At 65.0% G+C, this 20,993-nt stretch carries 11 protein-coding genes and 2 pseudogenes; 10 read left to right on the top strand and 3 right to left on the bottom strand.

Features of this window, described 5'->3' with window-relative positions; genetic code table 11:
- The first annotated feature begins 14 nt into the window (after positions 1–14).
- The gene (locus AC1PLA_RS11045) at positions 15–7,817 is read left to right on the top strand and encodes an amino acid adenylation domain-containing protein (RefSeq protein ID WP_481104545.1); all 7,803 of its coding nucleotides are present in this window, start codon (positions 15–17) and stop codon (positions 7,815–7,817) included.
- A 62-nt stretch (positions 7,818–7,879) separates the two neighbouring features.
- Here AC1PLA_RS11045 and AC1PLA_RS11040 read toward each other — a convergent pair whose 3' ends face one another.
- Positions 7,880–9,193, bottom strand: a complete 1,314-nt coding sequence (locus AC1PLA_RS11040) for a nucleotide sugar dehydrogenase (RefSeq protein ID WP_349780516.1) — start codon at positions 9,191–9,193, stop codon at positions 7,880–7,882.
- Positions 9,194–9,720: 527 nt separating this feature from the next.
- Here AC1PLA_RS11040 and AC1PLA_RS11035 point away from each other — a divergent pair.
- From AC1PLA_RS11035 to AC1PLA_RS11000, 8 genes and pseudogenes are all read left to right on the top strand, one after another.
- Positions 9,721–10,530, top strand: a complete 810-nt coding sequence (locus tag AC1PLA_RS11035) for a thioesterase II family protein (protein WP_349780515.1) — start codon at positions 9,721–9,723, stop codon at positions 10,528–10,530.
- Between the two features lie 31 nt (positions 10,531–10,561).
- Positions 10,562–10,651: pseudogene (locus AC1PLA_RS11030) on the top strand (Trm112 family protein); the annotation flags it as partial.
- 66 nt (positions 10,652–10,717) lie between these two features.
- Positions 10,718–11,572, top strand: coding sequence for a class I SAM-dependent methyltransferase (locus AC1PLA_RS11025; protein WP_252513682.1), 855 nt, complete (start codon positions 10,718–10,720; stop codon positions 11,570–11,572).
- 20 nt (positions 11,573–11,592) lie between these two features.
- Complete coding sequence (locus AC1PLA_RS11020; protein ID WP_180968751.1) at positions 11,593–12,357, top strand: aspartyl/asparaginyl beta-hydroxylase domain-containing protein; 765 nt, start codon at positions 11,593–11,595, stop codon at positions 12,355–12,357.
- A 66-nt stretch (positions 12,358–12,423) separates the two neighbouring features.
- The gene (locus tag AC1PLA_RS11015) at positions 12,424–13,560 is read left to right on the top strand and encodes a glycosyltransferase family 2 protein (protein ID WP_154832014.1); all 1,137 of its coding nucleotides are present in this window, start codon (positions 12,424–12,426) and stop codon (positions 13,558–13,560) included.
- Between the two features lie 188 nt (positions 13,561–13,748).
- Complete coding sequence (locus AC1PLA_RS11010; RefSeq protein ID WP_104574333.1) at positions 13,749–14,123, top strand: VOC family protein; 375 nt, start codon at positions 13,749–13,751, stop codon at positions 14,121–14,123.
- Between the two features lie 208 nt (positions 14,124–14,331).
- On the top strand, positions 14,332–16,731 hold the full coding sequence (locus AC1PLA_RS11005) for a penicillin acylase family protein (protein WP_181098357.1): 2,400 nt from the start codon (positions 14,332–14,334) through the stop codon (positions 16,729–16,731).
- 159 nt (positions 16,732–16,890) lie between these two features.
- Positions 16,891–17,630: pseudogene (locus tag AC1PLA_RS11000) on the top strand (IS30 family transposase); the annotation flags it as partial.
- Positions 17,631–18,117: 487 nt separating this feature from the next.
- Here the strand turns inward: AC1PLA_RS11000 and AC1PLA_RS10995 are convergent.
- A complete protein-coding gene (locus AC1PLA_RS10995) occupies positions 18,118–18,465 on the bottom strand; it encodes a helix-turn-helix domain-containing protein (protein WP_104574331.1) in 348 nt (115 codons plus the stop codon).
- A 273-nt stretch (positions 18,466–18,738) separates the two neighbouring features.
- Between AC1PLA_RS10995 and AC1PLA_RS10990 the strand changes: the two genes are divergently transcribed.
- Positions 18,739–19,368, top strand: coding sequence for a hypothetical protein (locus AC1PLA_RS10990; protein ID WP_258080384.1), 630 nt, complete (start codon positions 18,739–18,741; stop codon positions 19,366–19,368).
- 432 nt (positions 19,369–19,800) lie between these two features.
- On the opposite strand, the gene AC1PLA_RS10985 is transcribed toward AC1PLA_RS10990, so the two are convergent.
- Positions 19,801–20,946: a hypothetical protein gene (locus tag AC1PLA_RS10985; RefSeq protein WP_349780514.1), complete on the bottom strand. Its 1,146-nt coding sequence runs from the start codon at positions 20,944–20,946 to the stop codon at positions 19,801–19,803.
- Positions 20,947–20,993: the final 47 nt, after the last annotated feature.

The following is a 20,993-nucleotide window of genomic DNA, read 5'->3' as shown; positions in this document are numbered from 1 at the left end:
GGATAGGACGCGATTTGGACAAGCAGATCACTCAGCTCACCGCCGCGCAAAAGGCGCAATTGCTGAAGTTGGCCAAGGCCGCTCGGCTACGCCCCGCGGCTGCGTCTCAGGACACGTTGCAAGAGCGGATCGAGCATCAGCCAACCACCGGCCCGCAGCCGGCATCGCTGGCGCAGCAGCGCCTGTGGTTCCTCGACCAGCTCGAACACGCATCGACCATCGCGTATCAGTTGATGGGGTCGCTGGCCTTGCGCGATCCGGTCGATCCGGCCGCCCTGCATCGCGCCGTGCACGCCCTGCGCGACCGCCACGAATCGTTGCGCACCGTGTTCGGCACGCTCGACGGCCAGGCCGTGGCCACGGTGCTGGCGCCGGCCGACGTCGACATCGCCTTGCCGGTCGACGACCTGCGTGCGCTCGCCCCCGCCGAGCGTCAGGCCGCCCTCGCCCGCATCACCGCGCAGGAAATCGATGCGCACTTCGATCTCGCCCAAGGGCCGCTGCTGCGCGTGCGCCTGCTCCTGCTCGGGCCCGACACGCACACGTTGCTGTTCAAGCTTCACCACATCGTCGCCGACGGCTGGTCGCTGCTGCTGTTCGCACGTGAGCTGGAAACGCTGTACGCGGCCTTCCGCCAAGGCGCCGAGCCGTCCCTGCCACCGCTGCCGATCCAGTATGCCGACTACGCACGCTGGCAGCAGCGCTGGCTGCAATCGCCGCAGCGCGACGCGCTGGCGCAAGCCTGGGCGCAGCGTCTGGTCGCCGCGCCAGCCTTGTTGCAGTTGCCGCTCGATCGTACGCGTCCGGCCGCGCGCAGCTACCGCGGCGCCGGTCACGATCTGGTGCTGGATCCTGCGTTGACCCAGCGCCTCAAAGCCCTGGCTGCCGCGCACGGCATGACCTTGTTCATGCTCCTCTACAGCGCGTTCGCGGTGCTGCTGTCGCGGCTCAGCGGCCAGGCGACGGTGGTGATCGGCACGCCGATGGCCAACCGGCAACGCACCGAACTGGAAGGCGTGATCGGCCTGTTCGCCAATGCCTTGCCCCTGCCGTTGCAGGTGGACGAGCGCAGCAACGTCCACGCGCTGTTGCAACAGGCCCGGCAGATGATCCTGGACGCCTACGCGCACCAGGAAATCCCGTTCGACCGCATCGTGGAGACACTGCAGCCGGCGCGCAATTTGAATCACCATCCGGTGTTCCAGGCGATGATCGCGCTGCAGAACATGCCGCGCAGCCAGACCCAGGATGCGGCGACGGGGCTGGTGCCGCAGAACGGTGCCCAGTTCGATCTGTCGCTGGGGCTGGTGGAATGGGGCGATCGCATCCTGGGCACGCTGAACTACGCGAGCGACCTGTTCGATGCGGACACGATCGCACGTTGGGCCGCTGCGTACGCGCACGTGCTGCGGCAGATCGTCGAGGATCCGCAGCGTCCGCTCGCCACGTTGAGCCTGCTCGATGCCGCATCGCGGCGGCAGGTGGTGCAGGACTTCAACGCCACCGACCGCGCCTGTGCCGACGGATTGGTGCACACGCTGTTCGAAGCGCAGGTGGCGCGCACGCCCGATGCGATCGCCGCGGTCGATGCCAATGAGCAGGTCAGCTACGCCGCACTGGACCGGCGTGCCAATCGGCTGGCCCGGCATCTGCGCGCCTGCGGGGTCGGCCCGGAGCACCGCGTGGCGGTGAGCGTGGAGCGCGGGGTACCGTTGTTGCTGGCATTGCTGGCCACGCTCAAGGCTGGCGGCGCCTATGTGCCGCTGGACCCGGACGCGCCGCCGCAGCGCCTGGCCGAGATGTTGCACGACAGCCGGCCGACGGTGGTGCTGCAGACCCAGCGCACGCCGGTGCCGGCGCAGTTGGTCGGCGCCGCGCAGCAGGTGTGGCTGGACCAGCCGCACACCTGGGCGCAGTTGTCCGGTGCCGCCCTCGCGGTACCCGGACTGACGAACGCGCAGCTGGCCTACGTGATCTACACCTCCGGTTCGACCGGCCGGCCGAAGGGAGTGATGAACGCGCACCGCGGCGTGGTCAACCGGCTGCGCTGGATGCAGGACGCCTATGCGTTGCAACCCGGCCAGAGCGTCCTGCAGAAGACCCCGTGCAGTTTCGACGTGTCGGTATGGGAGTTCTTCTGGCCGCTGCTGGCCGGCGCCCGGCTGGTGTTTGCGCGGCCGGGCGGGCATCGCGATCCAGGCTATCTGCATGCGCTCATCGAGCGCGAAGGCATCGACACGCTGCACTTCGTGCCCTCGATGCTGGATGCCTTCGTGGAAGCGGTCGACGCAAGTTCGACTTGCGCATCGTTGACACGGGTGTTCTGCAGCGGCGAAGCCTTGTCGCGCGAGCTGGCGCAGCGATTCGCCGCGCGGTGGCCGCAGGTGGGCCTGCACAACCTGTACGGTCCGACCGAAGCGGCGGTGGACGTGACCGCCTACGCCTGCGCGCACCTGCCGCCAGCGGGCGAGGTGCCGATCGGCGCCCCGATCGCGAACGTGCGGATCTACGTGCTGGACACGCATGGCGCACCGGTCCCGATCGGCGTGCCGGGCGAACTCTACATCGGCGGCATCGCCGTCGCGCGCGGCTACGAAGCGCGCGCAGGCCTGACCGCCGAGCGCTTCGTGGTCGACGCTCACGGACCGACGCCGGGCGCACGGCTGTACCGCACCGGCGACCTGGGCCGTTGGCGCGCCGATGGCACGCTGGACTACCTGGGCCGCAACGACAGCCAGGTGAAGCTGCGCGGCCATCGCATCGAACTGGGCGAGATCGAAGCGCGCCTGCGCGACTGGCCGCAGGTCCGCGAAGCGGCGGTGGTGCTGCACGGCGCAGGCACACACGCGCGCCTGGTGGGCTATGTGACCGGTGTAGCCGCCCAGCCCCCCGACCTGGACGCACTGCGCCAGCACCTGCGCGCACACTTGCCCACACCGATGCTGCCGGCGGCGCTGGTGCTGCTGCCGGCGATGCCGTTGACTCCGAACGGCAAGCTCGACCGCAAGGCATTGCCGGCGCCGGACGCAGACGCGCTGCCGCTGCAAACCTACGTACCGCCACGCGGCGAGCGCGAACAGGCGCTGGCGCTGATCTGGCAAGACCTGCTGCAACTGCCGCACGTCGGTCGCCATGACCATTTCTTCGAACTGGGCGGCCACTCGTTGCTGGCGATCCAACTGGTCGCGCGCGTGCGTCTTGTACTCGGCCAGGAACTCGCCCTGCGCACGGTGTTCGCCTGCCCTACCCTGGCCGAGCTGAGCGATGCGCTGGCCACCGCCGATTCGGTGCCGGCGGAAAAAATCGAGCATCAGCCAACCACCGGCCCGCAGCCGGCATCGCTGGCGCAGCAGCGCCTGTGGTTCCTCGACCAGCTCGAACACGCATCGACCATCGCGTATCAGTTGATGGGGTCGCTGGCCTTGCGCGATCCGGTCGATCCGGCCGCCCTGCATCGCGCCGTGCACGCCCTGCGCGACCGCCACGAATCGTTGCGCACCGTGTTCGGCACGCTCGACGGCCAGGCCGTGGCCACGGTGCTGGCGCCGGCCGACGTCGACATCGCCTTGCCGGTCGACGACCTGCGTGCGCTCGCCCCCGCCGAGCGTCAGGCCGCCCTCGCCCGCATCACCGCGCAGGAAATCGATGCGCACTTCGATCTCGCCCAAGGGCCGCTGCTGCGCGTGCGCCTGCTCCTGCTCGGGCCCGACACGCACACGTTGCTGTTCAAGCTTCACCACATCGTCGCCGACGGCTGGTCGCTGCTGCTGTTCGCACGTGAGCTGGAAACGCTGTACGCGGCCTTCCGCCAAGGCGCCGAGCCGTCCCTGCCACCGCTGCCGATCCAGTATGCCGACTACGCACGCTGGCAGCAGCGCTGGCTGCAATCGCCGCAGCGCGACGCGCTGGCGCAAGCCTGGGCGCAGCGTCTGGTCGCCGCGCCAGCCTTGTTGCAGTTGCCGCTCGATCGTACGCGTCCGGCCGCGCGCAGCTACCGCGGCGCCGGTCACGATCTGGTGCTGGATCCTGCGTTGACCCAGCGCCTCAAAGCCCTGGCTGCCGCGCACGGCATGACCTTGTTCATGCTCCTCTACAGCGCGTTCGCGGTGCTGCTGTCGCGGCTCAGCGGCCAGGCGACGGTGGTGATCGGCACGCCGATGGCCAACCGGCAACGCACCGAACTGGAAGGCGTGATCGGCCTGTTCGCCAATGCCTTGCCCCTGCCGTTGCAGGTGGACGAGCGCAGCAACGTCCACGCGCTGTTGCAACAGGCCCGGCAGATGATCCTGGACGCCTACGCGCACCAGGAAATCCCGTTCGACCGCATCGTGGAGACACTGCAGCCGGCGCGCAATTTGAATCACCATCCGGTGTTCCAGGCGATGATCGCGCTGCAGAACATGCCGCGCAGCCAGACCCAGGATGCGGCGACGGGGCTGGTGCCGCAGAACGGTGCCCAGTTCGATCTGTCGCTGGGGCTGGTGGAATGGGGCGATCGCATCCTGGGCACGCTGAACTACGCGAGCGACCTGTTCGATGCGGACACGATCGCACGTTGGGCCGCTGCGTACGCGCACGTGCTGCGGCAGATCGTCGAGGATCCGCAGCGTCCGCTCGCCACGTTGAGCCTGCTCGATGCCGCATCGCGGCGGCAGGTGGTGCAGGACTTCAACGCCACCGACCGCGCCTGTGCCGACGGATTGGTGCACACGCTGTTCGAAGCGCAGGTGGCGCGCACGCCCGATGCGATCGCCGCGGTCGATGCCAATGAGCAGGTCAGCTATGCCGCACTGGACCGGCGTGCCAATCGCCTGGCCCGGCATCTGCGCGCCTGCGGGGTCGGCCCGGAGCACCGCGTGGCGGTGAGCGTGGAGCGCGGGGTACCGTTGTTGCTGGCATTGCTGGCCACGCTCAAGGCTGGCGGCGCCTATGTGCCGCTGGACCCGGACGCGCCGCCGCAGCGCCTGGCCGAGATGTTGCACGACAGCCGGCCGACGGTGGTGCTGCAGACCCAGCGCACGCCGGTGCCGGCGCAGTTGGTCGGCGCCGCGCAGCAGGTGTGGCTGGACCAGCCGCACACCTGGGCGCAGTTGTCCGGTGCCGCCCTCGCGGTACCCGGACTGACGAATGCGCAGCTGGCCTACGTGATCTACACCTCCGGCTCGACCGGCCGGCCGAAGGGAGTGATGAACGCGCACCGCGGCGTGGTCAACCGGCTGCGCTGGATGCAGGACGCCTATGCGTTGCAACCCGGCCAGAGCGTCCTGCAGAAGACCCCGTGCAGTTTCGACGTGTCGGTGTGGGAGTTCTTCTGGCCGCTGCTGGCCGGCGCCCGGCTGGTGTTTGCGCGGCCGGGCGGGCATCGCGATCCAGGCTATCTGCATGCGCTCATCGAGCGCGAAGGCATCGACACGCTGCACTTCGTGCCCTCGATGCTGGATGCCTTCGTGGAAGCGGTCGACGCAAGTTCGACTTGCGCATCGTTGACACGGGTGTTCTGCAGCGGCGAAGCCTTGTCGCGCGAGCTGGCGCAGCGATTCGCCGCGCGGTGGCCGCAGGTGGGCCTGCACAACCTGTACGGTCCGACCGAAGCGGCGGTGGACGTGACCGCCTACGCCTGCGCGCACCTGCCGCCAGCGGGCGAGGTGCCGATCGGCGCCCCGATCGCGAACGTGCGGATCTACGTGCTGGACACGCATGGCGCACCGGTCCCGATCGGCGTGCCGGGCGAACTCTACATCGGCGGCATCGCCGTCGCGCGCGGCTACGAAGCGCGCGCAGGCCTGACCGCCGAGCGCTTCGTGGTCGACACCCATGGGCCGACGCCGGGCGCACGGCTGTACCGCACCGGTGACCTGGGCCGTTGGCGCGCCGACGGCACGCTCGACTACCTGGGCCGCAACGACAGCCAGGTGAAGCTGCGCGGCCATCGCATCGAACTGGGCGAGATCGAAGCGTGCCTGCGCGACTGGCCGCAGGTCCGCGAAGCGGCGGTGGTGCTGCACGGCACGGGCGCACACGCGCGGCTGGTGGGCTACGTGACCGGCGCGGGCGCGCAATCCCCCGACCTGGACGCACTGCGCCAGCACCTGCGCGCACACTTGCCCACACCGATGCTGCCGGCGGCGCTGGTGCTGCTGCCGGCGATGCCGTTGACTCCGAACGGCAAGCTCGACCGCAAGGCATTGCCGGCGCCGGACGCAGACGCGCTGCCGCTGCAAACCTACGTACCGCCACGCGGCGAGCGCGAACAGGCGCTGGCGCTGATCTGGCAAGACCTGCTGCAACTGCCGCACGTCGGTCGCCATGACCATTTCTTCGAACTGGGCGGCCACTCGTTGCTGGCGATCCAACTGGTCGCGCGCGTGCGTCTTGTACTCGGCCAGGAACTCGCCCTGCGCACGGTGTTCGCCTGCCCTACCCTGGCCGAGCTGAGCGATGCGCTGGCCAGTACCGCCGCAACCGCGCAAGTGCAAATCCCGGTCGCCGACAGAAGCCGCCCGCTCCCGTTATCGCCGATCCAGCAACAACTGTGGCGCTGGGAACGTACCCGCACGAATCACGAGCACCCGGCGCTGTACTGCACCGCGCTGCGCCTGCACGGCACGCTGGACCGCAAGGCCTGCACCGCGGCCCTGGACGCGATAGTCGCGCGCCACGAAATCCTGCGAACCTGGCTCGACCTCGACGTCGATCCGGATGAGCCACGCCAGCGAATTTCGGCGCAGGCGCGGTTTCCGCTGTCGCAGTTCGATCTGGCCCACCTGCCGCAAGCGCAGCGCGAGCAAAGGGTGTTCGACTTGTACAGACAGTTCGGCAGCGAGCCGTTCGACGTGAGCGCCGGGCCGTTGCTGCGCGCCTGCCTGATCCGCCTTGATCCGAGCACACATGTGCTGATCCTGGCCCTGCATCGCCTGATCTGCGATGCATGGTCGCTGGAAGTTCTGATCCGCGAGACCAGCGCGCTGTACAATGCGTTCAAGGCCGGCGAAAACCCGTCCCTGCCGCCGCTACCGATCCAGTTCGCCGACTATGTCGCCTGGTTTCACGACTGGATGCAGGGTGAAAACCTGCGCAAGCACGTCGAGTACTACACCCACCATCTTGCCGGCGCGCCGGTGGCGCTGGCGCTGCCGGCCGACACCCCCGTCGGGCCGGTGGACAGTCACCGCGCCGCTGCAGTCCATCTGGTGTGCGGACGCGCGTTGAGCAACGGCCTGTTGCGCCTGGTCAAGGACAGTGGCGTGACTCCATCGATGGCGATCCTCGCCGGCTATGCACTGTTGCTGATGCGCTTGAGCGGTCAGGACGACGTCATCATTGGCACGATCGTGGGCAACCGTCCGCGAATGGAGCTGGAATCGCTGATCGGTCCGTTCGCCCAGGCCATCGCCATGCGCTTTCGTGTGGACGCGGACATGACCGTGAGCGGTTTCCTGCATGCCGTACGCGAAGTCGCCGTCGCCAGCCAGAGCTACCAGTCGCTGTCGGCGGAAAAGATCTTCGATGCGATGAACTTGCGCCACCGTCCGATCGGCGCGCTGTTCCGGTTCCAGAACGAACCGCGCAGCCCGCTGTCGCTCGACGGCCTCAGCGTGCAGCCGCAACCCGATGGACCGGAAGGCAGGCCGGACCTGCTGCACGTCGACGTGTCGCTGGTGGTGGATCAGCAGCCCGGGCAGATCCTGGCCAACCTGCACTACGCAAGCGACAAATTCGAACACGCAACGGCGCAAGCCTGGCTGGACCGGCTGCGCTCGATCTACGCCGGCATGGCCGAACAACCGGACCGGCGCATCGCCGACTGGGATTTCTAAATCAGTGAGCGGCGACGGCAGGCACCGTTGCCACCGCCGCGCTGCGACCCGGACCGGCCGCGTCAGCCGACGCCGATACCGATCGGTCGGTACTCCACGCCTTCACTGACGCTACGCAGGTAACGCCATGGATCGAGCACCACCGAACCGGAAATAAAATGATAGTCCTGCAAAGCCGCATGCCTGCAACCGATCAGGTACACCCGCGGCGCATCGCGCGGGATATGCCGGTCGTCCGCGTCGACGTAAGGATCGAACAGCAGCACCTCGGCCTTGCGCTCTTCGAGCAGGTTCTTGAGCAGGATCGCTGCGCTACCGGTGGTGATGTTGGTCTCTTCTTTGTAGGCGTAGCCTAGGATGGTCAGCGGCAGGCGGTAGCTTTGCATCAGATCGGCGAGCCAGCGGGTCTGGCTTTCGCGCGCCTGCATCACATTCTCGAACCAGTCGAAACTCAGCCCTGTCTTGCGCGCATACCAGGACATGGCGATGTTGTCGCGCGGATGGCAGCCACCGCCATCGCCCATGCCACCGGACAGGTACTTGTCGCTGATGAGTCGGCGGTTGGCCAGCGCCAGGCACGCGACCACGTCGTCCACGTCGGTATTCGGGGTCTTGTGGCAAATCTCCATCGCCACGTTGGCGAAGACGATCTTCATGCCGATGTAGGTGTTGTAAAGCAGCTTGATCAGCTCGGCGTTCTCCAGCGTCGTGGCATGCACCGGCGCGGTGACCAGTCCGGCATAGAACGCCTTGATCGTGTCCAGCGCGGCCGGGTCGTGCGCGCCGAGCAGCACGAATTCCGGATTCAGGAAATCCACGATCGTGGTGCCCATCGCGATGAAGAACGGGTTGTAGACCAGCTTCATCCTTGCGTTGATCAGCGGCACCACGACATTGCGCATCGTGCCCGGCAGCACGGTCGAGATCACAACCACGATGGTGTCGCGCTCGATCACCGCGGCCAGCCCGCGCATGGCCTCGCACAGGTAGGTGTAATCGAAGTCCGCGCGCGCTTCACCGATGCGGGAAATCCCTTCGAACTCGGGCAGGTGCGGCGTCTGCACGGCCACGAAAATCACGTCGGAGTGTTCGGCCAGTTCTTTGAGTTCGCAGAAACGCAGGTTGCTGTCGCGCAGCGTCTGATTGAAATCGGATCGTCCGTCGGGCCCTGTCTCGCGATATGTTCGCTCGGCCTTGCTCATGTTCTGCGTCAGGCAGTCATATCCCATCACGTCGTGGCCCTTGTCCGCCATCGCTACCGCACAAGGCAATCCGAGCTTCCCCAAGCCTACGAACCCGACTTTCATACGTTCTCCTGTTGTGATCGCACGGCGCGACGGTCGACACTCTTCCTTCTGTGTTCCCCTGACCGCCACGTGTCGCGGCGGCCGCATGCGCGCACGGATATCGCGAAATGCGCGGTGCGGTCCAGGCCGCAAGCCGCGGGGCGATCCCCGGCACGCATATTCACTTCGGCTTTCCGCCTCCTGCCTTTCGCAGTTGTAACGATGTCCGGCACAGCCGGCGCATGCACAAACTCCGACGCCTGAAGGCAACAGCAACTCGTCTCGCCGTGGGCATCGCGATAACTGCGCAAGCTGGCCGGCGACATGGCGAGGCGATCGCAGTGTATCATCTGTCCGCACCGTTCCCGTTGCGTCCGGTCCTGACTGTGTACGTCCATCGCGGGGACATGACAGTCGCTCGATCGTCGTCGGCTCGGCCGCACGATCGAGCGACGGTCCGGCGATTTCCTGTTCGCGCGACCTGCCCGGCGGCTTCGTCGGCTGCGGTTGTCGCGCTGCGACACGACGCCGGACGGCTCGGCACCGGCATGGGCCGCTGGCGCGGATGTCGAATAATTCGCAACGCTCCAGCCAACGCAAACGACCACGGATCAACGATGAGCAAATCGCTATTGCTGCTGACGCCGGAACGATCGCCGACGGTGCGCGTGCTGTTCTTTCCGTATGCCGGCGGCAACGCATCGCATATCCGCAACTGGGGTTCGTCCTTTCCGCGCAATGTTGAATTGCTTGGAGTGCGTTATCCGCGGACGACCGGGCAAGTCGCGCGCACGCCGCAATCGATCGCCGCCGAGGTCTGCGCCGATGTCGCTACGCTTGCGAACGTTCCGTTGATCTTCCTGGGATACAGCCTCGGCGCACTGGTCGCTTACGAGGTCGGCCTGGAGCTGTCGCGTCGCTGCATCGACGCGCCCGTGCACATGGTCGCCGCCGCGTCACGCGCACCGCACATGCCCAGGCGGTCCCCTCCGATTTCCGAACTGACCGATGCCGAGCTCATCGAGGAGTTGCGCCGCTACGGCGGAACGCCCGAAGCGGTGTTGCAGGACAAGGAGGCAATCGCGTATCTGCTGCCTTTCATCCGCGAAGACCTGTCGGTGGCCGAACGCTATCGCCATGCACCGTCGCACGCCTTGCATTGTCCGATTACCGCGGTGGCAGGCCGGTCGGACATGCTGGCCGAGGTCGCCGACGTCGCCGCCTGGGGCGAGCACACGCAGGGACCGTTCTCTTTTCACGAGCTGAATGGGGGGCACTTCTTCCTGCACGAGGATGCGGCCGCAGTGATGGCGATCATCCGGCCGCTGACCGAGCGATACCGCTGTGGGTATGGCGCTGGTCCGCCGGGGCCGTCTTGTGCGCGTGCTGGCGACGCTGGATTTATCGACCCATGGTTATTAGAGTAGCTGGCAAACGGACTGTAGGGATACACCCCGCATGAAACGGAAGCTTCTGGAAATCCTCTGCTGTCCAGGGTGCCGCAGTGAATTGGATCTGCATCCGGATCGGACCGAGGGCGCGGAGACCCTGGAAGGATCGCTGGAATGCCGCGGGTGTGCCCGCCGCTATCCGATCGTCAACCGCGTGCCGCGCATGATCTTGAACACCGCCCCGGTACAGAAGACCCGCTCGAGTTTCCGCACGCAATGGATGAGCCGCTTCGCCGGCAAGGCCGAGCGGCGCACCATGGTGTTCGCGCAAGACGTGCTCGACACGGTGCTGTGGATTCACCAGAGCGCGCAAGGCGCCCTGCTTGCTTCCGGACCCGACAGCTGGTGCCTGGACGCCGGCTGCGGAAGTGGGGAAAAAACCGTGGAGTTCGCCAAGTGCGTGCCGTCCCAGAACGTGGTCGGGCTGGACTTGAGCGATACGCTGGAATCCTCCTACGAGGAAAACAAGCACATCTCCAACCTGCACTTCGTCCAGGCCGACATGTTCCATCCGCCGTTCAAGGAAGGCACGTTCGCGTTCGGCATGAGCTTTGCGGCGATGCACCACACTGCGGACACCGCGCAGGCGTTCCGCGCGATCGCCGCGACGGTCAAACGCCGCGGCACCTTCCTCAGCTGGCTGTATCCGGTTGCCAAGGAATATCCCAACCACGCCTATGGCGCGCTGTACCGCCAACGCGACTGGCACATGCTCAACATTCCGCGGCACTTGCCGGCATGGGCGTGCATGCTTTGTTGCAAGGCCTACGTGGCGCTGCTGTTCCCGATCCTGATACCGACGATCAAGCGGATCAGCAATTTCGGCGCGTTGAGCGAGCGCAACCTGCTCAGCCTGAGCGAGCAATACCACTCGGCCGTCTTTTATACCCACGACAACGTCGCGCCCTATTACCAGCACCGGCATTCGATCGCGGAAGTCGCAGGCTGGTACAAGGAGTGCGGGTATGGCCACGTCAACACCGATCATCCCGGGTTGTACATCGCTCACAGGCTATAGGCTGGACGGAGAACGCGGCGATGGCAACCACGAACGACACGGTCGGCATCCAGATCGCAGCATCGCCGGCCACCGGGCTGCAATCGCTCGTCGATGCGATCCGCGCCAGCGCCGACGGTCGCTGCGCGTTCTTCGATCCAGACGGGTTCGCCTGGGTCGAAGAACTTGAGGCGGAGTATCCCGTCATCCGGGCCGAGCTGGAACGCGTGCTGGACGCGGTCGAACTGCTGCCGGGGCTGGAAGACGTGCAGGTCGGCCAGTATTCGCTGACCAAGGACCGGCGCTGGAAAGTGCTGCCGCTGTACGCCTACGGGCGCTGGTCCGAACGCAACGCGCGGCGCTGCCCGGCGACCGCGCGTGCGCTACAACGGGTGCCGGGGCTGCAGGTCGCGATGTTCTCGATCATGCAGTCGGGCAAGGAACTGCCGCCGCATTACGGCAACTACTGCGGGGTATTGCGTTATCACCTCGGCCTGGTGGTGCCCGATCCGCCGGAAGCGTGCGGCCTGCAGGTCGGCGACGAGGTCCGGCATTGGCGCAATGGCGCCAGCCTGATCTTCGACGACAGCCACCTGCATGCGGCGTGGAACCGCAGCGACCGCGACCGCGGCATCCTTCTGCTCGATTTCGTTCGTCCGCTGCCGCCCGAGCTGACCCGGCGCAACGACGAGGTGGTCGCGGCGATCGCCGCCAGCCCGTCGATCGAGGATTCGGCCAACCGATGGAACGCGTGGGAGAGCGCGTTCGGAGCGCAGCTCGACCGGTTGCTGGGCATCGCCGATTGAGCGCCGGCAGCGGCCGCTTGCGGCGCAAGTGCTGCGTCATCGCCGCGGCGATCGTTTCGTCGGGTAATGCGCTGGCCGCTTCGCTTGCAACGCGCATCGCCCACCGCTGGCCGTAATGACCGGGAGCCCCCTCCGATGTCCGTGAATGCAGTCCCGGTCGAAGCCGCACCGGGTGCCGCGATCGTTACCACCTTGCGCGCCGCCGGCGCCTACCTGGACAACTTCGCGCGCTACCACCTCGCCATCGGCTTTGCCCATTTGTACCTCTTTCTCGACGATCCCGCCGAAGCGGTGCCCGACTGGCTGCGCTCGGAACCGCGGGTCAGCCTGATCCGCCGCGACGACGCGCTTGAAACCGCCTGGCGACGCATCGCACTCGAGCACGAGCTGATCGGTTTCGCGCATCAATGGCGCGAGCGCGAAGTCATGGCCCGGCAACTGTTGAACGTGAAGATCGCCATCGACCTCGCCTTGCGCGCCGGCCAGCGCTGGCTGCTGCACATTGACGTGGACGAGCTGTTCCACTGCGCGGGCAGCACGGTCGCCGAGCATTTCCGCCATGCCGAAGCACTGGGCTTGCGCCAGGTTCATTACGCCAACCACGAGCTGGTACCGTTGTCGTGGCAGCCGGGTGACATCGTGCGCGAGGAAACGCTGTTCAAACTCTCGCCTGCCTGTGTCGACGATGAGCGGAAGCGCTGGTTCCTGAGCAGGTTTCCGCGGCGGCCACGCTATTTCAACTATTACCACTGGGGCAAGGCGGCCGCGCGCGTGGACGCGGGGTTGCTGCCGGGCATGACGGTCCATGAATTCACCGTGCCTGGCCAGGCCCTGCCTTCGTTGGCCGACGCGTTCCAGCCGTCCACGCGCGCATATCGCCAGCCGACGTTGCAGAGCGATCCGTGCATCCTGCATTACGCCATCGCCGGGTTCGACGAGTTCGTACGCAAGTACCGCGTGCTCGGTCGCTTCGCGGATCGCTGGTTCGGCAACGGCGTCGACATCCAGACCGCGATTCCCTTCCACCTCGCCGCGCGCGATGCGGTCGGCGCTGCGGATGCGGGCGTGGCGACACGATTCTTCCAGGACAACGTGTTGTTTTCGTCGTCGGAGATCGACGAGCTTATCGAACGCGGCGTCTGCCGGCATTTCCCGCGGCCGGCGCGGCTGCTGCTGGAGGCTTCCGAAGCGAAGATGGCTTGAACTTCAAGCACAGCGCCGGCAGGCGCATCGCGATGCTTTCAACGCTGTGAAGACCATGGCGTCACCTTGAATCTACCCGCCACATCGAGTAGCGTCAGCAGCTGCCATACAAAGCACCTTGACCCCGTTGCGGCAGCGCGAAAACTCACGCAACGGATGCGGTTTTCTTGCCAGTCACGGAGGTCGTTGTGCCCAACCTGAAAGTCACGGACATTCGTCCGTTCATCCCCGCCAAGGACTTCGCGCTGTCCAAGCGCTTTTATACCGCCCTTGGCTGGAAAACCCACGATGTCGGCCCCGGTCTGGCCTTGGTCCAGTTGAGCGACCAGCAACATTTCTACATCCAGAATTACTACCTCAAGGACGTGGCCGAGAACAGCATGCTGCACGTGACCATCGAGGATGCGCAGGCATGGCACGCGCATCTTTCTTCGGTGTTGCAAGACGACACGTTTGCCGACGCGCAGGTGCAGCCGCCTTCCAGGCAGCCCTACGGTGCCAGTGTTGTATTCGTTCATGATCCGACCGGCGTGCTGTTGCACCTGTGCCAGTGGGACGGCTGATCCGTCCCAGCCCCGGTTTACCGGTCCGCTCCGGCGGTGATCTGCGAGCGCGGCCGGATGCAATGATTGCGACGCAAGCGCTGGATTGACCCGTCGGCCGGCACAGTGTCGGCGCGCTGATGCGTACACGCTTGCGAGCGTCTCCACGACGGCGCCGTCGACGCGCAAGCGGTCGTCAGGCGTGCCGTGCGTTTTTTCGAGGACGGTCGTGAAGCCAGCCCCAAAGATAGACTTTCTTCGCTGGTTCATCCTCCTGCTGTTCGCGGCGATTTTCGCGTTGCCGATCGGCGCCTTGGCCGTGCTTGCGCTGAGCCTGCCCAATCTGGACGGGCAGATCGCTTCGGCGGATATCGCCGCGCCGGTCAGCCTGCGCAGGGATGCGCTCGGCATCGCCGCAATCAACGCCGCCTCGCAAGCCGACGCCGCCTGGGCGCTCGGTTATGCGCACGCGCAGGATCGCTATTTCCAGATGGACGTGATGCGCCGGAGCGCGGCCGGCGAAATGAGCGAGCTGTTCGGCGGCGGACAGTTGGGTTTCGACATCGTCCAGCGCCGCTGGCAACTGCGCGCGCTCGCACGCGAACAGCTGGCTGCCTCGCGCCCGGACCTGATCGCGACCGTGCACGCCTATACGCGCGGGGTCAACGCAGGGTTGGCTCATATGCGGGTGCGGCCGTTCGAATACGTGGTTCTGCGCAGCGAGCCCAGGCCGTGGCGCGATGAAGACAGCCTTCTCATCATCCACGCGATGTTTCTGATGCTCACCGACGCAGGTGCGCGCAAGGAACAGTTCCTCAGCCGGCTCAAGCAAACGTTGCCCGACGACGTGTTCCGGTTCATCAGCTGGGATCACGGCGAATGGGACTCGAGCTTTCTCGACGGCACCACGGCTCCAGCGACGGCCGCGATTCCAGCTCCGCCGCTGCGCGACGCGTCGGCGCGTACACTCGGCGCCGATGCCGTACCGCGCGGGTATCCGGTTTTCAACGGCAGTAGCGCATGGGCGGTCAGCGGTCGCAGGACCGCCCATGCGCAAGGCCTGCTGGCCGTCGATATGCATTTGAGCCTGACCGTGCCGAACATCTGGTATCGCGCCGAAATCCATATTGACAAGGCTGGCACGCCCCGGCAATCGGGTTACGGCCTGACCGTGCCGGGTCTTCCGGGCTTCGTCGTGGGCAGCAACGGTCACGTCGCCTGGGGATTTTCCAACAGCCAGGGCGATTGGGCGGACCTGCTGACGTTGACGCCTTGCCAGCGCGGCAGCGCTCCGGGCTATCGGGTCGACGCGGACTGCCTGCCCTATCAAAGCGAGCAGGAGACCATCAAGGTCGCCGACGCGCCCGACACGGCGACGCGCTTCCTGCTCACCCACTGGGGTCCGTTGACCAATCGCGACCCGCGGCGCAAGCCGCTGGTACGGCGCTGGCTCGGCGACAACCGCCTGGCGACGAATCTATTGCACCTGGATCTGTTCGCAGCCAATAACGTGCCCGAAGCGATCCGCATCGCGCGCGCGTCGGGCATACCCCCGGTCAACTTCGTCGTCGCCGACGCGGACGGCAGGATCGGCTGGACACTGGCCGGGCAGCTTCCGAGTCGGGCAGACGGCTGCCCGATCGCGCCGCGATTGGCCGACTCCGCACGCGTCGACGATTGGAGCCGTCTCAACACCACGATCGCGGATCTGCAAGTCGTCGATCCGCCGTCCGGTTACCTCGTCACCGCGAACCAGCGCATCCTGCCCAAGGCCGACGCGCCGGCCGTATGCGACGGCTCCTACCAGCTCGGCGCGCGCGCCAGACAGATCGCCGATGCGCTCGATCGAACCAAACCGATCGACGAGGCCGCGGCGATGCGCATCCAGGGCGATGACCGCGCTCTGTTTCTGGAGCGATGGAACGAGCTGATGCTGCGCCTCATCGCGGAGCGGCCCAACCCACGCGACGGCAAGTACGACGTGCTTGCGGCGCGGCTGCGCGGCTGGACCCACCGGGCTTCGGCCAATTCGGTCGCGTACCGGGTCATCCGCGAATATCGCGACGCCGTGTCCGGCGAAATCCTGACGCTGCTGGCCAGCGGCAGCGGCATGACCGCCGCCGAACTCTATGACAACCTGCCGCAGGCCGAGTATCCCGTGTGGGCCATGGTCAGCCAACGCCCGGCGGCTTGGTTGCCTGCCGGTTTCGCGAGTTGGGACGATTACCTGCGCAGCATTCTTGATCGCAGCCTCAAACAATATCAAACCGACGATCCCGATCTGACCCTTTCGACCTGGGGTGAGCGCAACCGGTTGGAAATGCGCCATCCGATATTCGGGAACATTCCGGTGCTCGGGTGGTTCTTCAGCATGCCCAACACCGAGATGTCCGGCGACACCCACATGCCGCTGGTTCAAGCCCCGGGCTTCGGCGCAACCCAGCGCATGGTCGTGGCGCCCGGGCGCGAATCGCAGGGACTGCTGACGATGCCTGGCGGCCAGTCGTCAAATCCGCTGTCCTCGTACTTCGACAGGGGGCATGCACAGTGGGTCAAGAACCAACCTATGCCGCTTGTAGCCGGCGAAACGGAACACGAAATCCGGGTGCAACCAGAAACAGTGCGCTGACTAATACAAACGCCTGACAGCGCGGCCAAACCGCTGCTGGCCGCCCATTAGGGAACCTCTGAACAAAGCCCCGAGATGCGCGACACTGGGCAGACTCAACCTTCAAGTGCAACACCTCGCAGAGTGTAGGGTGTCGGGAAGAGAAAACAGTACAGTCGTCTGAGTCCTGAGGAGTGTGCGGTGCTTCAGGTGGAACGTGATTGAGGGACAAGCCTGCGAGCGATCGGCCGCTGCCTTGAACGCAGCGCATCGACCCTGAGCCGGGAAATTAGACGCCAGCAGTCGTCGCGACATTCGGCGGCAGTCAGCTATCGGGCGCAGCGTGCATCCGTGTCTGCTTGAACAAGGGACGGTCATGTTCGCCTTCGTGCATGATCGGCTGGTGTTCGATCGCTGGTCTCCCCCAGCAGATTGCCGCAGCACTGCGTGTCATGCATCCGGATGATGCCCGCCAGCGGGTCAGCCACGAAACAATCTATGCCGCTATCTATGCCCATCCGCGCGGTGGGCTGAAGAAGGCGCTGGTGGACGCGTTGCGCCTAGGCAAGCCGACGCGCGGGCTGCGGCTTACCACTGCGGCAAAGCGTTCGTAGGTGCCGGAGGAACTGCGCATCGTGCATCGCCCGGAGCATGTGGAGCAACGCCTGGTTCCAGGACATTGGGAGGGCGATCTGATCAAACGCGCCTTCAATCGCTCCTGCGTGGGCACGCTGGTCGAGCGCAAGACCCGGTTCTTGGTGTTGTGCAAGATGGAGGGCTGCACGGCCGAGGCGGCACTGGCTGGGTTTACGCGGCAGATGAAGAAACTGCCGGCGTTCCTGCGGCAGAGCCTGACCTACGAACGTGGAACGGAACTGACCTGCCACGAGGAATTGGCCAGGCGGTTAAACCTGGATATCTAGCACGCACACTCATGTACCGAATCATCCAACAGGCGTTCAAATTCGGCATCGGCTGCACAGCGCTGCATTGGCGAAAACGCCTTCAGCTACCGGCTGGAGCACAGCAAGACCAGCAGGCTGGTCCGAGCGCCACTTCCACACCAGACCAACCCGTGTTGGGCCGCGCAGGGTCGCCCTGGCTGCCTGGCTGAGCGCTGCCGACATCACAGGGGCCCTTCTTCCGCCGCCTCTGGGGTGAACGAGTCTGTCGCCGAAGGCGGTTGCAGCGATTGTGCAGCGGCGGGCATTGCAGGCGGGGTTAAACGGTGACTTTGGCGGTCACAGTCCGCGCTCGGGCTTTATCACCGAGGGCGGTCGCCGCCCGCCCTAGTGACGCTGACTGAGCATCGCTTCATGGCGTAAGTGATCGGCTACTTTAATGCCGGTGACGCGTCAAGCAACCCAGCGGCTCGACTGCTTGATCTCTAACGCGCGGGCCAACGCGTCATCGGCTTTTGCGCGGCTCCCGCTTCGCCGGAGTTTTCTCAAGGCTTTTGAGCAGATCCTTCTTCTGGCGAACGGATAGGTCGTTCCACTGCAGAAGGAGTTGGGCCAACAGTTCGTCTTCGGTGTAGAGAAATGCCGCGGGTATGCCAAGCACCTCCGCCAGCTGTTTGGCTGTCTTGATCTGGGGTTCGTGCTTGCCGCGTTCGTACTGGTTGATACGTGGAGAGGCCACGGCGGGATCCAAGCCGGCAAGGATGCCGAGCTGCTTCTGAGATAGCCCGGCTCGTTCGCGCGCCTGTGCTAGCCGCAGCGCAAAAACCGGATGTTCTGCCGTCCGCCCGTTCACTTTTACCCCCTCAAGAGAGGGTTAAGGATGGCGGAAGTGACCGGCGCTTGGATACTAAGATATTCTTAGATGCTATGGCAACGGCCAGCAAGCAGCTCGGGCCCTGGATTGACTGCTCCGTGTCCCTTCGTCAAAGAAATGAACAACTCAAAACCGCAGCCTCAGGGTCTTGGGCGTCTTGACGCCCCAACCATTAGCGACGTCCGTCATCTAGGCGGCCGTGGCGCCCTCTATCTTCTGGCTCTGGTGCAAGCTCTCCACGCGCGAACACGCTTGGCGCCCACCCTGGAGGGGACTCATAGTGTTCTTTCGGTATTGGATGCGCTGGGAGTCATCCGAATCGAGCCGGAGACCGGCCCGGATATCCATGCGATCGCTGGTGACAAGATTGCCTGGTCCTACACTTGGCCACACGTCCCCTTCGGAGAACTCGAATCGCGGCTCAAGGACTACCTGCAAAGTGAAGCTCAAGAGCCCCCTTATGCAGAGATGTGGTTAAGGGTCTGGCAGGAGCTGGTTCCGCTGGAGGTGACCGCTTATCTTCGGCATCAGTTGCGCATTCACCAGTTTCCCGACTTTTTCCTTGTTGAATTGGCCCGGCTACTCATGCCGTACGAGTCCCGATACAGCCTGGGCCATTGGCGCTATGCGTGCTGGGCAGCGGTTCGCAGCATGGCATCGATCTCCCTGCAATACCCAGGCAACGTCGAGATTTTGAAGTTCACGCTGAGCAGCGAACTGCCGCGGCGACTCAGGCTCACCCAGGGCAGCTTGGAAGGAAAGCTTTGCTTTTCCCCTTCCCATTCGCTCCCAGACTGTGCGCTAACGTCTGCGTTCTCCACCGTCGCCACGCGACTGGGCGATCGGTACTGGATGTCTCCCCCCACCCTTGAGCTGATATAGCACCTACGGATCTGCACTCGCGTCACGTACGTCTTGCCCACGATTAGGATTCGGCCAGACATGTGGGCATGGGTCTGATAGTCGGCCGCACGGGGTTGTCATACAGGACTGGCCAGGCGCGCCTTTCTTGCACCGGTCCGGCACGAGCTCCTTGCTGCGGCCAGACGCTGCCACCGAGGCTTCACCCAATGTCAGCCGGTGCGACTTCGCATGCTGGCCAAGTTCTGCCCTCGCCTGGCAGCTCCTTGAAGGTGGTTAACGCGACCTTGTCAGCAATCCCATCTGGGCCAGTTTGGTAGTGGAAATGGCACTGTCCTAGACATTGCCCCTGCTCGTTCGGCTTTGACTGCTGCATCGTTGAGCCGGTGAGCCCTCGGACTTAGTGGCGCAGGTGTGACACATGCGCCCATGTATCACACCGCGTAAGCAGTATCAGCGCCTTGCGGAGACACCTAACTGATCCATGATCCAGCACGCATCTGCAATAACATCGCTTTGGACATGACGCAATGATCGGCGGCCCGAGGTCGACAAGCGCTCCCCTAGGCTCATCACCTGATTGCCGACATGACGACAGTGAACGGCAGACCATTGAAAGGTGTGGGAAACAAAGACACTTGTATCGTGGGTGTGCTCGCTACGTCGGCGGGGTGATCGTATCTTTGAAGGAATATCCCAAAACGCGAGCAACATCTCGCTGGCGGAGGTCTTCCCCATAAGCGGTGCCTGCACGTACGCTAGCCAGCTCACCGACAAACACAAGCCCAGATGCGACCCTTCATACGCTAACAGGTTGACATTGTCTGACCAGACCGCAGTGTTGACTTGCCCGAGCTGGCTGCGCAAGCACCACATGGAGAAGCCGATGCTGCAGGGGCACTGAAGCTGATGTTTGCCTGATCCACCACCCATGCCTTGCATGCACGCATGGCCAGACTTCCGCGCCAAGGTGCGCGCCTGGGCGGCAATGCGAGAAATAGCTTCTGTGTGGCTATTAACAAGGGTTTTGGTTACTTGCCTAGGCGGGATGAAGCGGAAGTACTGACTAAGCACCCGGCTTTGTGGGCAAGGTGCTGCTGCGCGCATCCTCTCTGCCGCATGAATGCGCACATCATGGGGCGAAATACCCAACGGACGAGGCGGTCCGGATGACCATGGCAGACCGGCAACCCAGACCTGCTCAGCTGCCTGGCAGGTCGGTTGATCCCCGAACGAGGAGGCTTTAGGTGCGGCGGTCTGCGATATGGCGCCGTCATCCAGGCCATCCAGACGACTTCCGCATCCGCCGCATTGCAGCGGCTCCCTATCAAAGAAGACACGATAGCCAATGTGCTGGCCACAGTAGTTGCAGAATTGTTCGAGGCGGACTTGATGCTCAGGGCAGAGCCAGAGTGAGCGATGCTGATGGATCGCCTTGTGATGATTCCGCTTCATGCACTGCGGGCACCAGAACACCGTGGCTCGATACCACTCCAGAGGCACTTCAGTGAGGTCCTGGCGCGCCTTGGTGATCACGCGACGGAGCAGCTGATGCGTGATTTCGTCGTTCGCCACCTTCAGTTGCGCTACCCAGTTCATGAATTCGAACAGGTGGGTGGGCGAAGGCGGACGACACGGCTGGAATA

The sequence above is a fragment of the Xanthomonas sp. NCPPB 1826 genome, assembly GCF_056725285.1.
Note: the sequence above shows the minus strand (reverse complement) of the source record. Positions and strands in the feature narration are given on the sequence as shown.

What these genes read in the sequence shown, in the direction of transcription:
- AC1PLA_RS11035 (WP_349780515.1), top strand. Translation starts at nt 9,721, where the DNA reads ATGAGCAAATCGCTATTGCTGCTGACGCCGGAACGATCGCCGACGGTG.
- AC1PLA_RS11025 (WP_252513682.1), top strand. Translation starts at nt 10,718, where the DNA reads ATGATCTTGAACACCGCCCCGGTACAGAAGACCCGCTCGAGTTTCCGC.
- AC1PLA_RS11020 (WP_180968751.1), top strand. Translation starts at nt 11,593, where the DNA reads ATGGCAACCACGAACGACACGGTCGGCATCCAGATCGCAGCATCGCCG.
- AC1PLA_RS11015 (WP_154832014.1), top strand. Translation starts at nt 12,424, where the DNA reads ATGCGCTGGCCGCTTCGCTTGCAACGCGCATCGCCCACCGCTGGCCGT.
- AC1PLA_RS10985 (WP_349780514.1), bottom strand. Translation starts at nt 20,946, where the DNA reads ATGAACTGGGTAGCGCAACTGAAGGTGGCGAACGACGAAATCACGCAT.